Below are 15,910 nucleotides of genomic sequence, written 5' to 3' on the forward strand. Positions count from 1 at the left end.
GTCGCTGCCAGGCCTGCAAAGCACAGCTCGCTTCTTCACAAACCAACAAATCCCCGCTGTGGTTACCCCACGGCGGGGTTTTTGTGCGTCAAAATACGCCCGCGTGCCAAAGGCAGTCGGCTTGGATGCTGTGACGCTGAAGAACTGGACCGTACGCGATCAAGCGGTGATTCTTCCCAGCTTCGAGGGCGGCCGGGCGGTGTTGTAGTCGAGCTGACCTGCCACTGCGTTTTTCCTCCACGTCGATTTAGAGTGCGGCCTTCTGAAGGACGGACAGATGAAGCGAGCACGGTTCACGGAAGAACAGATCATCGCGGTTTGGCGCGAGCATGAGGCTGGGGCGAAGACCGCCGATCTGGCGCGCAAGCACGGCGTCTCGGAAGCGACGCTGTACAACTGGAAGGCCCGCTACGGCGGCATGGACGTGTCCGAGGCCAAGCGCCTGAAGCAGCTTGAGGACGAGAACGCCAAGCTCAAGAAGTTGCTGGCCGAACAGATGCTGGATGTCGCCGCACTGCGCGAGCTTCTCGCAAAAAAATGGTAGGGCCCGTCGCCAAGCGTGAAGCTGTCGCGCATCTGCGGGCCGTGATGGGCCTCTCGGAACGGCGGGCCTGCAACATTGTAGCCGCCGATCGGAAGATGGTCCGCTATCGATCTCGCCGGCCGCCGGATTTGGCCCTGCGCGCGCAGCTGCGCGAGCTTGCCAATGAGCGCAGGCGCTTCGGCTATCGGCGGCTGTTCGTCCTTCTGCGCCGCTGAGCCGTCCGGGATCAACCGCATCTATCGGCTCTATCGCGAGGAAGGCCTGATGGTGCGCAAGCGGCGAGCGAGACGCCGCGCCGTTGGAACACGGGCGCCGATCCTGGTCGAAGCGAAGCCCAATGCGCGCTGGTCACTGGATTTCGTCCATGACCAGTTCGCTTGCGGCCGCCGTTTCCGCATCCTGAACATCGTCGACGACGTCACGCGAGAATGCCTTGCCGCCATTCCCGACACTTCGATTTCGGGACGGCGCGTGGCGCGCGAACTGACAGCGCTGATCGAGCGGCGGGGCAAGCCGGGCATGATCGTCTCCGATCACGGCACCGAGTTCACCTCGAATGCCATGCTCGCCTGGGCGCACGACCACCACATTACCTGGCATTTCATCGCCCCGGGAAAACCCATGCAAAACGGCTTCTGCGAAAGCTTCAACGGCCGCATGCGCGACGAACTGCTCAATGAGAGCCTCTTCTTCGGGCTCGATTATGCACGAACGAAAATCGCAGCATGGGTTGACGACTATAACCTGCGTCGTCCTCACTCAGCGCTCGGATACATCCCGCCGGCGGCCTACGCCGCCAGTCTCAGCACCAACGCGCAATCCCGCGCAAAACCCGCCGAGGCTCTAATCGCCACTGGATGACAAAGCAGTGGCAGGTCACAACAAATATGCCAACGGATAGCGTCGGACTGTCCCAAACGAAAAAGCCGCCGAAACCCTTTGGTTTCAGCGGCTTTTCGGTCTTCATCGGACGATGTCGGATGATCAAATGGTGCAGGAGAGGACTCAATGGATTGAGTTAATGAATTGTAATGGAATAGATATTCATCGAGCCGTTTATCTGGTACCCCCAAAAATACCCCCAATCGATGCGTGCTGCCTTTATGGATGGCCTCAACCTGCTCGCGTTATGCTGGTCGCGAGCCTCTCAGAACGCCCAGCTTGCCGACAGTGCTTCCGCCTGCCTCAGAACCGTCTGTACGGCAGCATCTTGGAGGTTGGGCGGATAGCCGTGTTTCCGTAGCACCCGTTTCACCAGCACGCGCATTCTCGCGCGGGCATTCTCGCGATGCGACCAGTCGACCGAGACGTTTCCCTTGAGGCTGACGAGGAGTTCGTGGGCAATGATCTTGAGGGAATCGTTGCCCATCAGCTCGACGGCGCTCTCGCTTTCGGCAAGCGCGTCATAGAAGGCGATCTCGTCCTGTGAGAGGCCCTCGTCTTCGCCTCGCCTGCGGGCTGCCCTAACGTCCTTGGCGAGGTCAATCAGTTCCTGCAATACCTCGACGGTGCTGATGGCGTTCGTGTGATACCGCGCAATCGCTGCTTCCAGACGCTCGGAAAAGCGCTTGGTCTCAACCACATTGGTATTGCTGCGAGAACGAATTTCGTCGTTCAGGAGCTTGCGAAGCGCCTCCAGTGCCAGATTCTTCTTTTCAATCTGGTTGACCTCGGCAAGAAACTCGTCCGAAAGAATCGATATATCGGGCGTCGTTATTCCGGCAGCGGCGAGGATGTCGACGATTTCGGTTGAAACGACAGCCCGATCAAGGATTTGCTGAATAGCGAATTCCCGATCGGCTGTGCTCCCAGCTATTCCATCAGCCGACTTCACGAGCGCGGCGCGGACGGTCTGGAAGAAGCCGACCTCGTCCCTGATATCGCGCGCCTCGTCACTCGCCGCAGCCAAGGCAAAGGCCTTGGAAAGCGCCAGGACAGCGTCTTGATAGCGGCGGTTCTCGCGGCGCTTCGCGTCTTCGCTGGTTTCCCTCGCCGCCGCTTCGTGCTGGCGGGTCAATATCCATTCGATGGCTTCGGCAAGGACGACGAGGCGCTCATGTGGGCTTCCTGCCAAGCCGCCCTCATAGTCGAAGCCATGATACATCGCCTTCACGACTTCGTACTTTTCGAGCAGAACGGCGACGGCTTCGGCCTCGTCTATGCCCGCCTGTCGTTGGTCCGAGCCGGAATATTGACCGAGCGCGTTCTTCAGGTTCTGCGCGATGCCGATATAATCGACCACGAGGCCTGCAGGCTTGTCGCGGAACACCCGGTTCACCCGCGCAATCGCCTGCATCAGGCCGTGGCCCTTCATCGGCTTGTCGATATACATCGTGTGCATCGACGGGGCGTCGAAGCCGGTCAGCCACATATCCCGGACGATCACCAGCTTCAGCGCGTCCTTCGGGTCCTTCGCGCGCTTGGCCAGAAGGTCGCGGCGCATCTTTGAGCCGATATGCGCCTGCCACCCCTGCGGATCGGAGGCGGAGCCGGTCATCACCACCTTGATAGCGCCTCCAGCGTCATCGTCGCTGTGCCACTCGGGCCGAAGCCGTACGATGTGGTCATAGAGCGCCACGCAGATACGGCGGCTCATGCAGACGATCATTGCCTTGCCGTCCAAGGCGGCGACGCGATCCTCGAAGTGCCGCACCAGATCGTCCGCTATCAAGGCGAGGCGCTTCTCGGAGCCGACCAGCTTCTCGACGGTGGACCACTGCTGCTTGAACTTCTCCTGTTCCGTCAGCGCGTCGTCTTCTGTGAGATATTCGACCTCACTGTCGATCTTCGGCTTCTCCTCCTCGGGAAGCTCGATGCGGGCGAGGCGGCTCTCGTAATAGATCGGCACGGTCGCGCCGTCTTCCACTGCCCGGCTGATGTCGTAGATGTCGATATACTCGCCGAACACGGCGGGGGTGTTGACATCATCCTTCTCGATCGGTGTTCCGGTGAAGCCGATGAACGAGGCGTTGGGCAGCGCGTCGCGTAGATATTTCGCGAAGCCATAGGCGATCTCGCCGGTCTTCTGCTCGATCCGCGCGCTGAATCCGTACTGGCTCCGGTGCGCCTCGTCGGCGATGACGACGATGTTCCGTCGGTCGGAGAGCATCGGATAGGTGGCCTCGCCGGTCATGGGCGAGAACTTCTGAATGGTGGTGAAGATCACGCCGCCCGAAGCGCGGTTGAGGGCCGATTGCAAATCCCCCCGGCTGTCGGCCTGGATCGGCGTTTGCCGGATCAGGTCGCGGCACATGGAGAAGGTGCCGAAAAGCTGGTCGTCGAGATCGTTGCGGTCGGTAATGACTACGATGGTCGGGTTTTCCAATTCGGGGCGCCGCACCAGCTGACCGGCATAAAACGCCATCAGCAGGCTCTTGCCCGAACCCTGCGTATGCCAGATCACGCCGACCTTCCGGTCGCCCTGCGGGGCCGAGGCCTCCACCGTCTTGTCCACCGCGTGGCGCACGGCGTGGAACTGGTGATAGCCGGCAATGATCTTCGCCAGCCCCGAACCCGTCTCGCCGAACACGGTGAAGTCATGCAGCAGGTCGAGCAGGCGGCGGGGCTCGAAAATCCCCTCGATCAGAACCTTCAGCTCCGGCTGCCCTTTGGCGGCGATCACTTTGCCGTCCGTCGTGCGCCAGGGCATGAAACGTTCCTGGTCGGCGGTCAGCGAGCCGATGCGGGCGGTGATGCCGTCGGAGGTGACGAGAACGGCATTGGTGCGGAACAGCGAGGGGATTTGTCCCTTATAGGTCTGTAGCTGGTTGAACGCACCGGTGAGGGTGGCGTTCTCGCCGCCGGGGGCCTTCAGTTCGATCACGCCGAGCGGCAGGCCATTGACGAACACCACCACATCCGGCCGGCGGTGGGTGCGGCCCTCGATCACGGTGAACTGTGCGCTGGCCAGCCAGTCATTGGCGGCGACATCATCGAAGTCGATCAGCCGGACCTTGTCACCCCGGATCGTGCCGTCCTCGCCATAGAACTCCACATCGACGCCTTCCACCATCAGCCGGTGCAGGTGGCGGTTCTCCTCAATGAGCGAGGGGCGCTCGGTGGCGAGCACCTTGCGCAGCGCGTCGCCGCGCGCCTCAGGCGGGATGGCGGGGTTGAGCCGGGCGATGGCGGCGATGAGGCGCGGGGCGAGGATGACGTCGGCGTAAGCCTCGCGTTCGGGCGCCTTGCCGTCCGGGCCGATCTCGGCATCGCTCGCCAGCCCATAGCCGAGCCCGCCGAGATAGCCGAGCACGGCCTGTTCAAGCGCGGCTTCGGAGAGATAGGCCATCAGACAGGGCTCCCGCTCGCCATGAGAGGCGGTTGTGGCTCATGGGTGCGCGGCAAAGGCTTTTGTCGATCATACTCATCGATTTATGATCGGCAAAGTCCCTAGCGTGGCATGGGTGATCCTCAAAATGCATTGTGACCTTCCGCCAGATTCAGCAGCTCAGGAAAGCACAGAACGGCGGCTCGGCGTCCGCTGCCGGCACGCAATTCGCGCAGCAACCCGTTGTCGCGACATATCCGGATAATGCGCGTGGCCGTCGGCGCGGGAATTCCGGCCGCGTCGCGAAAATCGGACGCGCGGAAGATCGGGCGCTGGAACATCCAGTCGAGCGCGCGGACCGCATATTGGGAGTGCGTTTCCTCGGCGATCCAGTCCTTGCGCGCTTGGTAGAGGGCGAGGATGGCCTGCACGCGGTTCTGGTTCGTCTCCGCCTGTGCGATCAGCGCCCGCAGAAAGAAGCCGCACCAACCGGTCCAGTCGTCATCGCGGGAGATCGCCAGCAGGCGATCGTAATATTCGGCGCGGTGGCTTTCGAGATATTCGCTCAGATAGAAGTTCGGGCGCGCCAGCAGGCCACGACTGAACAGGAACAGCGGCACCAGAAGGCGGCCAAGCCGGCCGTTACCGTCGAGGAAAGGGTGGATGGCCTCGAACTCCGCATGCGCGATCGCGAGTTGGATCAGCACGTCCGGCGCGTCGGCGTGGAGATAGGCCTCCCAAGCATCCATGGCGCCCGGCAGTTTGTCAGCCGGGGCGGGCACGAAGCGGGCCTGCTCGATGGTGCAGCCGTCGGTGCCGATCCAGTTCGGGATGCGGCGATATTCGCCGGGGTCTTTCGAGCGGCCGCGCACGCCCTGCATCAGCACGCGGTGGGTGTCGCGGATGAGGCGCTGCGACAGCGGCAGAGTTTCCAGCAGCCGCGTCGCCTCGTTCAGAGCCGCGCGATAGTTCAGCACCTCGCGGATATCGGCCTTCTTCGGCGTGCTTTCGTCGAGCGGGCCGCCTTCCGCCTCCAGCTCCAGCACCTCGCCCATGGTGGCCTGCGTGCCCTCGATGCGGCTTGAGAGCACGGCTTCCTGCACGGTCATGGGCGAGAGCAGGACATTGGGATTCGGGATGCCGTGCAGCAGCCCGGCATAGCGGGCGATGGCGGCATTGGCCGGGCCGATCAGCGGCAGAAGCTGCGGCCAGTCGAGCGTGGGCGGGGGAAACCGGCCCTGATGATAGAGGACGGCGTTCATGCCACCGCCTCGACGAGCTTCTCAGCGTCGCGGACGCGGATCTCGCCCGACATGAGCTTCGGAAGCAGGAAATCACGCGTGGCAGTAAGAGTGGAATTTTCTTTCAGATTTAGACCGGCCTTCAGATGCAGGCATCTCGCAATCGTGTCGAATGCTGACAATAGCATCTTTGGGGGACAGCATATTTTAATTGACCGAATATAAGTAGCAGGCCTCGCGATTGACGGCACCCCAACCTGGGACGCATTTGCGAGAAGCGCGTGTTGCCCCTCACTTGTGTGAAAAAAGTGGACGATATACATCGGCGATATCAATCCGAGATTGCACCGCATGTAAAACTGTCGTTGTGATAAAATGTAGCGATCGTACTTCGATGTATCTGGAATGATAGAGGCCTGACCAATGCTGCCGGCATGGGTAAATATAACGTCACCACGCTTCACATTGGACCGAGAAAGCCGATCTGCATGCTCAGTGGAAACAAAATTGTAACCTCTGTCGTCAAGGCGCATCCCCCGAAGATGAGAGCCGCTGATGATAGGCACTCCACTCTCTACAAACGTCTCTACCTTGATGTTTGATCCGAAGGGTCCCATTGCAATCTGCTCGGCCAAATCGCCGAGAAAAACACTACCCCACCCCTCTGGCTTGCCGTCATCGTCGAGGCGGTCGGGGAAGAGGGACCAGATATCAGGCGCGAGGTAGGGCGCGCGCGCGACGTTTTCCTTCTGCGGGTCTTCGCCACGCATCGCCATCTTGGCGCGGGTCGGGCCGAAATCGACGAACCAATCCTTGAAGATCGCCCGCGCCATCGCCTCCAGCGTCTCATTCATCCGCCGGTTCAGCTCGATCTTGTCGTCGAGTGCGCCGAGGACGGAGGCGATAGCTTCTTGTTCTGCAAGTTCGGGAACGCTGAGATCACGTACATACACGGCCGCGCGAGTCGTCGAAGGAATCGGTGACCCGTCGTCGATCTCGCCAAGCTTGTGATGAATGATCGAATAGTAGAGCCATCTCATGTCCAGTTCGGACTTCGGCACGACGTAGTATGCCGTGTCGATCACGAAGAACGGCTCTTTCGAGAACTGGACGCCCCGATATGCCCCTTTGCGTCCGAGAATTACTCCTGGTCCGGGAGCCAGTGGCTCGTTCGTCCAGCCGACCGGCCCGTTCGATCCGAAAACTCGATACGGACCTACTGCATCCGCATAGCCCCGAATACCCTTGCCGTATTCAAGGCTGATTTCAGCTCCCCATGTGGTTTCTCGCCACTCAACCATCCACGCCCACTCCGGCCAGCTTTTTCAGGATGGCAGCAGTCAGTGTCTCTGCCTCGGTGAATTGCTCGCTGAGCTTCGCTTGAAGAGCGGCGAACCTCTCCGCAAACGGCACCTCGTCGTCCCCGACATCCGCCGCGCCGACATAGCGCCCCGGCGTCAGCACATAGCCATGCGCCTTGATCTCCTCCAGCGTGGCGGACTTGCAGAAGCCCGGCACGTTCTCGTAGGCGCCGGCATCTCCTTCGCCACGCCAGGCGTGATAGGCGCGGGTGATCGTGTCGATATCGGCGTCGGAAAATTCCTTGCGGGTGCGGTCCACCATGTGGCCGAGCTTGCGCGCATCGATGAACAGCACTTCGCCGCGCCGGTCGCGCAGCTTGGCGTTGCGGGCGATGCCGTTGGACTTGTCGCGGGCGAGGAACCACAGGCAGACGGGAATTTGCGTGGAATAGAACAGCTGGCCCGGCAGCGCGACCATGCAGTCGACAACCCCCGGCGCGCCCTTCACGCCCTCGATCAGCGCCTGCCGGATGGCGCCTTCATTGTTCTGCGTCGACGACATGGAGCCATTGGCCAGCACCACGCCTGCCACGCCTGCGGGTGCGAGGTGATGCACGATGTGCTGCACCCAGGCGAAATTGGCGTTGCCGGCCGGCGGGGTGCCATAGGCCCAGCGCGCATCTTCCCGCAGCCGCTCGCCGCCCCAATCGGAAATGTTGAAGGGTGGGTTGGCGAGAATGTAATCCGCCTTCAGGTCGCGCAGCTCGTCCTTGTGGAAGCTGCCCTCGCTGTTCCATTTGATGTCGGCATCGATGCCGCGCACGGCGAGGTTCATCTTGCACAGGCGCCACGTCGTGTAGTTCGACTCCTGCCCGTAGACGGCGATGTCGCCGATGCGCCCCTCATGTTCCAGCGCGAATTTTTCCGACTGCACGAACATGCCGCCCGACCCGCAGCAGGGATCATAGACCCGGCCCTTATAGGGCTCGATCATCTCGACCATCACCCGCACCACCGAGCGCGGCGTGTAGAACTCGCCGCCGCGCTTTCCTTCCGAGCCCGCGAACTGGCCGAGGAAATACTCGTAGACGCGGCCGAGCACGTCGCGCGCCTCGCCCTTCTGCGCGCCGAGCGCGATGTTGGAGACGAGGTCGATCAATTCGCCGAGCATCACCGCGTTGAGGGCGGGGCGGGCATAGTCCTTCGGCAGAACGCCCTTGAGGTTCTCATTGTCCTTCTCGATGGCGAGCATCGCCTCGTCGATCATCTTGCCGATCGAGGGCTGCTTGGCGTTGGCCTGGAGATGCGACCAGCGCGCCGTTGGCGGCACCCAGAACACATTGTCAGCGGCGTATTCGTCGCGGTCCTCGGCGCCCTCGGGATAATCGGCGAGAAGCTCGGCGCGCTTCGCTTCGAAGCTGTCGGATATGTGCTTGAGGAAGATCAGGCCGAGCGCGACATGCTTGTAATCCGACGGCTCCATATTGCCGCGCAGCTTGTCCGCCGCCTTGAACAGCTCCGCCTCGAAGCCGAGATCGCCGCCCTTGCCGTTGCCATTCGTGCGGGCGGCCTTTGCAGGTGCTGGCGTGGCGGGTGTTTCGGTCATTTCCGTTTCTGCCGGCTCGCGCCCCTCCGGCGGGCTGGCGAGCGCCACCGAGCCACCGCGTCCGCGCCCCGGCACGAGAAGGCCTTGCGCCACCAGCGCTTCCTTCACCGCCGCGTAAGTGGGCTCGCTCCATTGTAGCGCTTCGCGTAAGCGGCCATTGCCAGCGGAACCGCCCAGTTCGGTCAGCTTGGCGAGAAGCGCGTCTTTAAGTGGCTGGTCCGTCATTGGCCTTCTTGGTTTCCCGTAAGCATGCGTCGATTGGTGGTGAGTCGTTCCGTATGCCCACCGCCGGTGGGATAAAATCGAAGTCCGGCGGGGTAGGCAAATGCCGCGTGCCTCACCCACCCGGCCATCTCCCATGCCGCACCAGCAGCGCCACCATGTCCCGCGTCAGCGCTTCGGTTGGCGGGCTTTCCACAGCCATCGCCCCGATCACCTCGCCCTGCCGGTGCGGGTCGATCCTGCCATAGCTCGTGAGCGTGGTGGCGATGTTCTCGTGGCCGAGATTCTGGCTCCAGGCGCGCAGCTCCTCCGGCGTGCGGCACATGGTCTGCGCGAGGTGGCCGAGCGTGTGGCGGAAAGAGTGCGGCGGGAAATAGGGCAGGCCGGCGCGGGTGAAGGCCTGTTTGAAGATCGTGCGGATCGGCGAGGCGTCGGTCCAGTGCGCCCGCTCGATGCCTTGCGGCGCGAAGGCGAGGTCCGCCCCCTGTCCGATACGGGTGCGGGGAAAGAGCGGGTCGGTGGGGCCGAACAGATGCTCCTCCCGTAGCTCGCGTACCCAGTCGGTGACGACGGCGGCAAGGTCATCGCCGAGCGGGAAGAAGTAGGTGTTGATGGCCTTAGCGAACTTGGTTTCCACGCGGTTCGGGTCTTGCCGCACCAGCGGCGGCGACTTGGTGAGGTCGAGGTCGCGCAGGGATAGCGACGCCATGGCGCGGTCGCGCATCCCGGTGAGGATGGCGAAGGCGAGGAGGGCGCGGTTGCGCCGCTCGATGGCCGTTTCCGCCGGCAGGACGGCGAGGGCGGCGCGTATCTGCTCCAGGCTCGGATATTCCCGCAGCTTCGCGGCTTTGGCCTTCGCCGCGTCTTTTCGCGACGGGTTGAGATAGTCGATATCCGCCATGTGCAGCTTCGACTTGAAGCCGGGGCGCCACGCCAGCCAGAGGAAGAACTCCTTGACGGCCGTGAGCGTCGCGGTCTGCGTCGCCGCGCTCAGAGGCTCGCCGCTGCGCACGCCCTCCGTCTCGGCGAGGCGCTGCTTGAACGCCTTCGCCTGCTCCGGGCGGAAGGTCTTGAAGTCGCGCCAGCCGGTGCTGGTCTCGAAGCGCAGGAGCGCCTTGCGCACCATGTCGAGGCTCGCCTCGCTCTTGCCCTTCGCCTCCTTCAGATAATGGATATACTCGCGTTTCAGGCGCTCATTGCCGGCATTAATCTTGGTCACTGCCTATCGTCCTTTCAGGTCACCATTCAGACTGGGGACGGAACACCCGTTCAGTCTCTCCGGTGCCAGCGTCTGAAGGTCGTAGGTCTTGGCGAGCGCCGGCAGCGTCGCGCGCCGCACCGTGCGGTGTATGGTCGTGCCGCAGGTGGCGCACAGGCCGGTGAGGGCGGCGATCGCGTCGGTGCGGTGGCACACGTCCACCATGCCGGCGGCGGCCCGCCGGGGGGCACGGCAGCGGAAGCAGAAGAATTCATCCGGCGCGCAGGTCTGGCGTCGCGCCTTCTGCCGTTCGGTCAGGAAGGCCTTCAGCTCGGCACCGCGCACCAGCACAGGGCGGGCATCGTCGATCGGCTGGAGCCCGTCTTTCAGCCATCGCCGTACCGTGTTGCGGTGGTTGCCGAGGAGCCGGGCGATCTCGGCGACGTCATAGGTGGCGGCCTGCTTCACCCGCTGCACGGGAAGGCGCCGCTGCGGCCGTTTCATCCGCGCCGGCATCCGCTCAGGCGCCCCGGCGGGTGGCGATGCGCTCGGCGATCCAGGCGTCGATTTCGCTCTCGATCCAAGCGACGCAGCGGTCGGAAAGGGCTATGGGCTCGGGAAAGCGGCCCTCGCGCATATAGGCATAGATGGTGCTGCGGCTCAGGCAGGTGCGGGCCTTGACCTGCTCCAGCCGTATCAGCGTGGCGCGGGCGGTGGTCGCGGTCGTCTCGGTCTTGATGGCGCTCATGGCGTCCGTCTCCGTTCGTTGGAACATAGACGGAACATGAATGGATGCGCCGGGCGAAAATAGCCGGACGGCTTGTAAAAAACCCTTATCTATCAATTGTTAGGGTGGGGGAGAGGCGGCGCCGCTGCTTTCAGAAGGGTATTTCGTCATCCTCCCCCCAATTGACCGCACGGAGAGGAGGGTTCTCGGCAGCCCTACTGAAGGTTCCACGGAAGGAGGGGGAGGGTTCTGACGGAAGAGCAGGGGTGGTTGGCGCGCCGCCCTTCTGATTCCAGTTCGCTACCTTCGCGATTTCCTCGATGCCGGTACGATTCGGCGTGCCGTCCTTGTTCAGTAGGTCGTATTCGGCGGCGTGCTCGGTGAGCCACGTTTCCAACGCCCGCTTCGGGGACTTTCCGCGCAACAGTTCAGGACCGGACGTTACCGCTTCCCACGCGGCCAGCGCGGCGGCGAGTTTCGGGGCGTGGAACGGGCTAGATTTCTGCGCGGGCGTGTGTCGGGCCGACGTGGGAGGGCCGAAGATGGTGTCCTTCATATCGCGCCCCGCTAGCCATCCTCGAAGCGAATCAAGGCTGATCAGCGTGTCATCCCAATCGTACCGGCCGTTATCGTAGTGCGAGATTGTTGAGGGAGCGATTGTCCCGCTTGCCACCGCACTGGTCAACAGCATCACATAGACAGCCGTGGCGTCCTGAGTGCTCAAAGGTAGCGAGCTATAACGTAGCCGCCATAATGGAGATGGGTCTAACCCTTTGAGCAAGAGAGCAATCTGATAGACATTCAGAGCGTCCGCTTTTGTCCAATGTTCGAGATTTGCCATGACGCAGCGATCCCCATGTTTCGCCTATTATGCGCCGATGGCTTCCGCCGTCTTCCAGTAGCGTGCGCTTTCCCCACTATCCGAGGTCAATCCGCCTTTGCGCCCGGCATCTTGATCTTCTCCAAGTAGTCAGCCCACCAAGTCATCATGCGGGTGCGCTCCTCCCAGTGTTCGCCGCGCGTATAGGCGCGCCGAACTTCGTTGCGCTCGGCGTGGGCGAGTTGGCGCTCGATGGCGTCAGGATTCCAAAGCCCGCTTTCGTTCAGCAGGGTCGAGGCCGTGGCGCGGAAGCCGTGCGCGGTGGCAACGTCCGCCGTGAAGCCGAGCCGTCGCAGCGCGCCGTTGAGCGTGTTCTCGCTGATCGGCTTGTGCCCGGCGCCGATGCCCGGAAAGACGAAGGGCTGGTTGCCGGTGAGGCGCCGTAGATCGCGCAGGATGGTGAGCGCCTGCGGTGGCAGCGGCACGCGATGGGGGCGGCGCATCTTCATCCGTTCGGCCGGTATCGACCATATCGCCTTGTCGAGGTCGAATTCCGCTCATGTCGCGAGGCGCAGTTCGCCGGGACGGGGAAACAGCAGGGGAAGCAGACGCAGGGCGGCAACGCTTGCCGGCTGGCCTTCATAGCCGTCGATGGCGCGAAGCAGTGCGCCGAGGCTCTTGGGCGTCGTCACGGCGGCACGGTGCGTCACCTTCGGGGTTGTCAGGGCGTCGCGCAGGGCGAAAGTCGGGTCGTTCTCCGCCCGCGCGGTGGCAATCGCGAAGCGGAAGACGGCGCCGAGCGCGGCCCGCATCCGCCGCGCCGTCTCGTGCCGGCCGGTCTCCTCGATGGCGCGCAGAACCTCCAGAAGTTCCTTCGCTGTGATCGTGGCGACGTCGCGCTCGCCGAGCTTGGGATAGGCGAAGCCGAGCAGCCAGCGCCGCTTGTTCAGCGTGATATCGGCGAGGCCTTCGCGCTCCAGCTTGGCTAAATGCTCCTCGGCGATGGCCCGGAAGGTGTTTGTCACGGCGGCTTTCGCTTTCTGCCGCGCCTCCTTCTTCAGGGCGGAGGGGTCAAAGCCGTCCGCAAGCTGCCGCCGCGCCTCCGTGCGCCGCTCGCGCGCCTTGGCCAGAGTCACATCGGGATAGGGTCCGATCGCGAGGACTTTCTCACGCCGGCCGACACGGTATTTCAGCCTCCACAGGCGGGAGCCGGTTGGATTGACAAGGAGATAGAGCCCACCGCCGTCAGCGAGCTTGTAGGGCTTCGCGGCAGCCTTTGCGGCGCGGATGGCGACTTCGGTAAGCGCCATAGGTGTATATGGCCTTGGATGAGGTTTTTCGGCGATACCCCCGAAAATACCCCCAAAAGTGCCGGCTTCCAACGGAAAAAGCCGGATCTTCCCGGAACCTCTAAGGTCGGGAAACCCAGCATTTTCAACGAATTTTGGAAGTTGTCGGACCTTGCAAAAAGGTCAAATGGTGCCCAGGAGAGGACTCGAACCTCCACGGTGTTACCCACTGGTACCTGAAACCAGCGCGTCTACCAATTCCGCCACCTGGGCACAGCCTGTCGGCCATGGCGGGGAGACATAGTCGGGGACCCTCGGTCTTGTCAACGAGGCTTTGATGAACTCGCTCCGGTTCGTGCGAGTTATTCACATGCCGGCGTCTTCCGGTCTCCCTGGGCCGTTGCGGGCGTTCGCTCGCGGGGGCTGCCGGCTCGGCTCGGACTCTGGCGCCGGAACAGCGTGCCGCCGAGGATGGCCGCCGGACGGATGCCGTCGACCGGAATGACAGGGCCGGGCGTATGGCCGGGCGTGTCCAGAACAGCGACGCCCCTGCCGTTCCGGGCGGGTTTCGGCGCGGGAGCGCCATTGCGTGGTATACACGCGCTGGACGCTGGGGCGGCGGCGCGCTAATCGTCGGTCAGTCCCCATTGCCGGGCCGGGAGGAGAGCCGATGGTCGACGCCGCCACATCCGACGAACTGCCGCTGGAAAACGAGGCCGAGCTGCTGAAGAGAGCCGCCCCGATGGAGCGGCTCGTCACCGTCTATGGCGCCTCGGGCTTCCTCGGCCGCCATGTCGTGCGCGCGCTCGCGCGGCGCGGCTGGCGCATCCGCGCCGCGGTCCGTCGTCCCGATCTGGCCGGCCATCTGCAGCCGCTCGGCGCGGTGGGGCAGATCAACCCGGTGCAGGCCAATCTGCGCTACCCCGCCTCGGTGCTGCGCGCGGCCGAAGGCGCGGAAGTCATCATCAACCTCGTCGGCGTGCTGCACGAGAGCGGCCGCCAGAGCTTCGCGGCCGTGCATGATTTCGGCGCCAAGCAGGTGGCGCTCGCCGCCCGACAGGTCGGCGCCCGGCTGGTCCATGTCTCGGCGATCGGCGCGGATGCCCAGTCGTCCTCGCTCTATGCCCGCACCAAGGCGGCGGGCGAGGCGGCGGCGCTCGCTGCGGTGGCGGAGGCCGTCATCCTGCGGCCGTCCATCGTGTTCGGCCCCGAGGACGAGTTCTTCAACCGGTTCGCCGCCATGGCGCGCCTTTCGCCCGTGCTGCCGCTGATCGGCGGCGGCGGAACGCGTTTCCAGCCGGTCTTCGTCGGCGATGTGGCGACCGCGGTCGCCAAGGCGGTGGATGGCGAGGCCAGGCTGGGGACGATCTATGAGCTGGGCGGGCCGGATGTGCTCACCTTCAAGCAGCTCATGGAACTGATGCTGCGGGAGGTCGACCGCACGCGGCTGCTGCTGCCGGTGCCGGCCGGGATCGCCGCCCTGCAGGCGCGCCTTCTGGAGTTGCTGCCGAGCCCGCTGCTCACCCGCGACCAGGTGAAGCTGCTGGGCTACGACAATGTGGTGTCTGCCGCCGCGCAGGCGGAAGGGCGCACGCTGGAAGGGCTCGGCATTTCCCCGGCCGCGCTCGGCGCGATCCTGCCGTCCTATCTCTGGCGCTACCGCAAGGCAGGCCAGTTCGCCCGGACGGAAGCCGCCTGAGGCTGCCCGCTTCCGCGGATCAAAAAAAGCCGCCGGACGGGCCTGTCCGGCGGCTTTTTCATGTCTCCGGCGTGCCTCAGCCGACCAGCGCCAGCGCCACCAGGCCGATGCCGCCCACCGCGATGCGCCACCAGCCGAACGGCGTGTAGCCATGGCGCGAGACGAAGGCGAGCAGCGTGCGCACCACGCAGACGGCCGAGAGGAACGCCGCGATGAAGCCCACCGCGATGAGGATGCCGTCATCCATCGAGAGCGCGTCGCGGTTCTTGTAGAAGTCATAGGCGAAGGCGCCCGCCATGGTCGGCAGGGCGAGGAAGAAGGAGAATTCGGCCGCGGCCGGCTTGCTGGCACCCAGCAGCATGCCCGCGACGATGGAGGAGCCGGAGCGCGATACGCCGGGCACCATCGCCAGGCACTGGGCAAAGCCGATCTTGAGCGCCAGCGATTTGGGAAAGGCCATGGCGTCAATCTGCGTCGGGCGGGTCTTCAGCGTGTCGACCCATAGCAGCACGATGCCGCCGAGAATCAGCGTCGTGCAGATCAGCGCGGGCGATTCGAACAGCACGCTCTTGATGAAGCCGTGCGCGAAGGCGCCGATCACCGCCGCCGGGAGAAAGGCGATGATGAGGCCCAGCACGAAATTGCGCGAGCGGGCGCTGGTGGGCAAGGTGATCAGCACCTGCCAGAAGCGGCCGAAATACACGGTGACGATGGCGAGGATGGCGCCGAGCTGGATCAGTACCTCGAACACCTTGCCCTGGCTTTCGAAGCCAATGAAATGCGCCGCGAGCAGGATGTGGCCGGTCGAGGAGACCGGCAGGAACTCGGTGAAGCCTTCGAGAAGGCCAAGGAAAAAGGCTTCGAGCAGCGTGCCGAACGACATGAAGGGGTCCGTCCTGGAGGGGGAGGCGGCGGAAGGGGCGGCCAAGGCAAAGGGTGGGCAGGATAGAGATGCCGGCGGAACCGGGCGTTCCGCCCTGCGGGTGCCCGGGACAG

General features: G+C 63.7%; 12 protein-coding genes, 1 tRNA gene and 2 pseudogenes. 3 read left to right on the forward strand and 12 right to left on the reverse strand.

Annotation, left to right across the window (positions count from 1 at the left end; genetic code table 11):
• Both FHS55_RS23260 and FHS55_RS19085 read left to right on the forward strand, forming a co-directional pair.
• The coding region (locus FHS55_RS23260) for a hypothetical protein (protein WP_210287075.1) at positions 1-208 on the forward strand (208 nt) is incomplete at its 5' end.
• 69 nt (positions 209-277) lie between these two features.
• Positions 278-1,405, forward strand: a pseudogene (locus tag FHS55_RS19085) (IS3 family transposase).
• 286 nt (positions 1,406-1,691) lie between these two features.
• On the opposite strand, the gene FHS55_RS19090 reads toward FHS55_RS19085, so the two are convergent.
• The 11 genes and pseudogenes from FHS55_RS19090 to FHS55_RS19135 all read right to left on the reverse strand — a co-directional run bounded on the left by FHS55_RS19090 (position 1,692) and on the right by FHS55_RS19135 (position 13,488).
• Entirely contained in the window at positions 1,692-4,832 is a 3,141-nt protein-coding gene (locus FHS55_RS19090) for a type I restriction endonuclease subunit R (RefSeq protein WP_183191392.1), read from the reverse strand.
• A gap of 122 nt (positions 4,833-4,954) precedes the next feature.
• Positions 4,955-6,073 carry a Fic family protein gene (locus tag FHS55_RS19095; protein WP_183191393.1) on the reverse strand — a complete coding sequence of 373 codons (1,119 nt, stop codon included), beginning with the start codon at positions 6,071-6,073 and terminating at the stop codon, positions 4,955-4,957.
• Complete coding sequence (locus FHS55_RS19100; RefSeq protein WP_183191394.1) at positions 6,070-7,353, reverse strand: restriction endonuclease subunit S; 1,284 nt, start codon at positions 7,351-7,353, stop codon at positions 6,070-6,072. Before FHS55_RS19100 ends, FHS55_RS19095 begins: the two co-directional genes overlap by 4 nt.
• Positions 7,346-9,184 (reverse strand): class I SAM-dependent DNA methyltransferase, encoded by a 1,839-nt coding sequence (locus FHS55_RS19105; protein WP_246340296.1) that lies wholly within the window; start codon positions 9,182-9,184, stop codon positions 7,346-7,348. The genes FHS55_RS19100 and FHS55_RS19105 overlap by 8 nt, the downstream gene beginning before the upstream one ends.
• 112 nt (positions 9,185-9,296) lie before the next feature.
• Complete coding sequence (locus FHS55_RS19110; protein WP_183191395.1) at positions 9,297-10,400, reverse strand: tyrosine-type recombinase/integrase; 1,104 nt, start codon at positions 10,398-10,400, stop codon at positions 9,297-9,299.
• A gap of 3 nt (positions 10,401-10,403) precedes the next feature.
• On the reverse strand, positions 10,404-10,883 hold the full coding sequence (locus tag FHS55_RS19115; protein WP_183191396.1) for a helix-turn-helix domain-containing protein: 480 nt from the start codon (positions 10,881-10,883) through the stop codon (positions 10,404-10,406).
• Between the two features lie 16 nt (positions 10,884-10,899).
• The gene (locus FHS55_RS19120) at positions 10,900-11,127 is read right to left on the reverse strand and encodes a helix-turn-helix transcriptional regulator (protein ID WP_183191397.1); all 228 of its coding nucleotides are present in this window, start codon (positions 11,125-11,127) and stop codon (positions 10,900-10,902) included.
• A gap of 130 nt (positions 11,128-11,257) precedes the next feature.
• Entirely contained in the window at positions 11,258-11,947 is a 690-nt protein-coding gene (locus FHS55_RS19125) for a hypothetical protein (protein ID WP_183191398.1), read from the reverse strand.
• A gap of 86 nt (positions 11,948-12,033) precedes the next feature.
• A pseudogene (locus FHS55_RS23855) lies at positions 12,034-12,465 on the reverse strand (tyrosine-type recombinase/integrase); the annotation flags it as partial.
• Positions 12,466-12,483: 18 nt separating this feature from the next.
• The gene (locus tag FHS55_RS23860; protein WP_343056282.1) at positions 12,484-13,236 is read right to left on the reverse strand and encodes a tyrosine-type recombinase/integrase; all 753 of its coding nucleotides are present in this window, start codon (positions 13,234-13,236) and stop codon (positions 12,484-12,486) included.
• 167 nt (positions 13,237-13,403) lie between these two features.
• Positions 13,404-13,488: transfer RNA gene (locus FHS55_RS19135), tRNA-Leu, on the reverse strand.
• A 469-nt stretch (positions 13,489-13,957) separates the two neighbouring features.
• On the opposite strand from FHS55_RS19135, the gene FHS55_RS19140 reads away from it, so the two are divergent.
• Positions 13,958-14,914 carry a complex I NDUFA9 subunit family protein gene (locus tag FHS55_RS19140; RefSeq protein ID WP_425485835.1) on the forward strand — a complete coding sequence of 319 codons (957 nt, stop codon included), beginning with the start codon at positions 13,958-13,960 and terminating at the stop codon, positions 14,912-14,914.
• A 76-nt stretch (positions 14,915-14,990) separates the two neighbouring features.
• Here FHS55_RS19140 and FHS55_RS19145 read toward each other — a convergent pair whose 3' ends face one another.
• Positions 14,991-15,797 (reverse strand): undecaprenyl-diphosphate phosphatase, encoded by an 807-nt coding sequence (locus FHS55_RS19145; RefSeq protein ID WP_183191400.1) that lies wholly within the window; start codon positions 15,795-15,797, stop codon positions 14,991-14,993.
• Positions 15,798-15,910: the final 113 nt, after the last annotated feature.

Source organism: Ancylobacter tetraedralis, from assembly GCF_014195655.1.
In the GTDB taxonomy this organism is placed as follows: domain Bacteria; phylum Pseudomonadota; class Alphaproteobacteria; order Rhizobiales; family Xanthobacteraceae; genus Ancylobacter; species Ancylobacter tetraedralis.

Coding starts and splice junctions, on each gene's coding strand:
- FHS55_RS19090 (WP_183191392.1), bottom strand. CDS start 4,832: ATGGCCTATCTCTCCGAAGCCGCGCTTGAACAGGCCGTGCTCGGCTAT.
- FHS55_RS19095 (WP_183191393.1), bottom strand. CDS start 6,073: ATGAACGCCGTCCTCTATCATCAGGGCCGGTTTCCCCCGCCCACGCTC.
- FHS55_RS19100 (WP_183191394.1), bottom strand. CDS start 7,353: ATGGTTGAGTGGCGAGAAACCACATGGGGAGCTGAAATCAGCCTTGAA.
- FHS55_RS19105 (WP_246340296.1), bottom strand. CDS start 9,184: ATGACGGACCAGCCACTTAAAGACGCGCTTCTCGCCAAGCTGACCGAA.
- FHS55_RS19115 (WP_183191396.1), bottom strand. CDS start 10,883: ATGAAACGGCCGCAGCGGCGCCTTCCCGTGCAGCGGGTGAAGCAGGCC.
- FHS55_RS19120 (WP_183191397.1), bottom strand. CDS start 11,127: ATGAGCGCCATCAAGACCGAGACGACCGCGACCACCGCCCGCGCCACG.
- FHS55_RS19125 (WP_183191398.1), bottom strand. CDS start 11,947: ATGGCAAATCTCGAACATTGGACAAAAGCGGACGCTCTGAATGTCTAT.
- FHS55_RS23860 (WP_343056282.1), bottom strand. CDS start 13,236: ATGGCGCTTACCGAAGTCGCCATCCGCGCCGCAAAGGCTGCCGCGAAG.
- FHS55_RS19140 (WP_425485835.1), top strand. CDS start 13,958: ATGGAGCGGCTCGTCACCGTCTATGGCGCCTCGGGCTTCCTCGGCCGC.
- FHS55_RS19145 (WP_183191400.1), bottom strand. CDS start 15,797: ATGTCGTTCGGCACGCTGCTCGAAGCCTTTTTCCTTGGCCTTCTCGAA.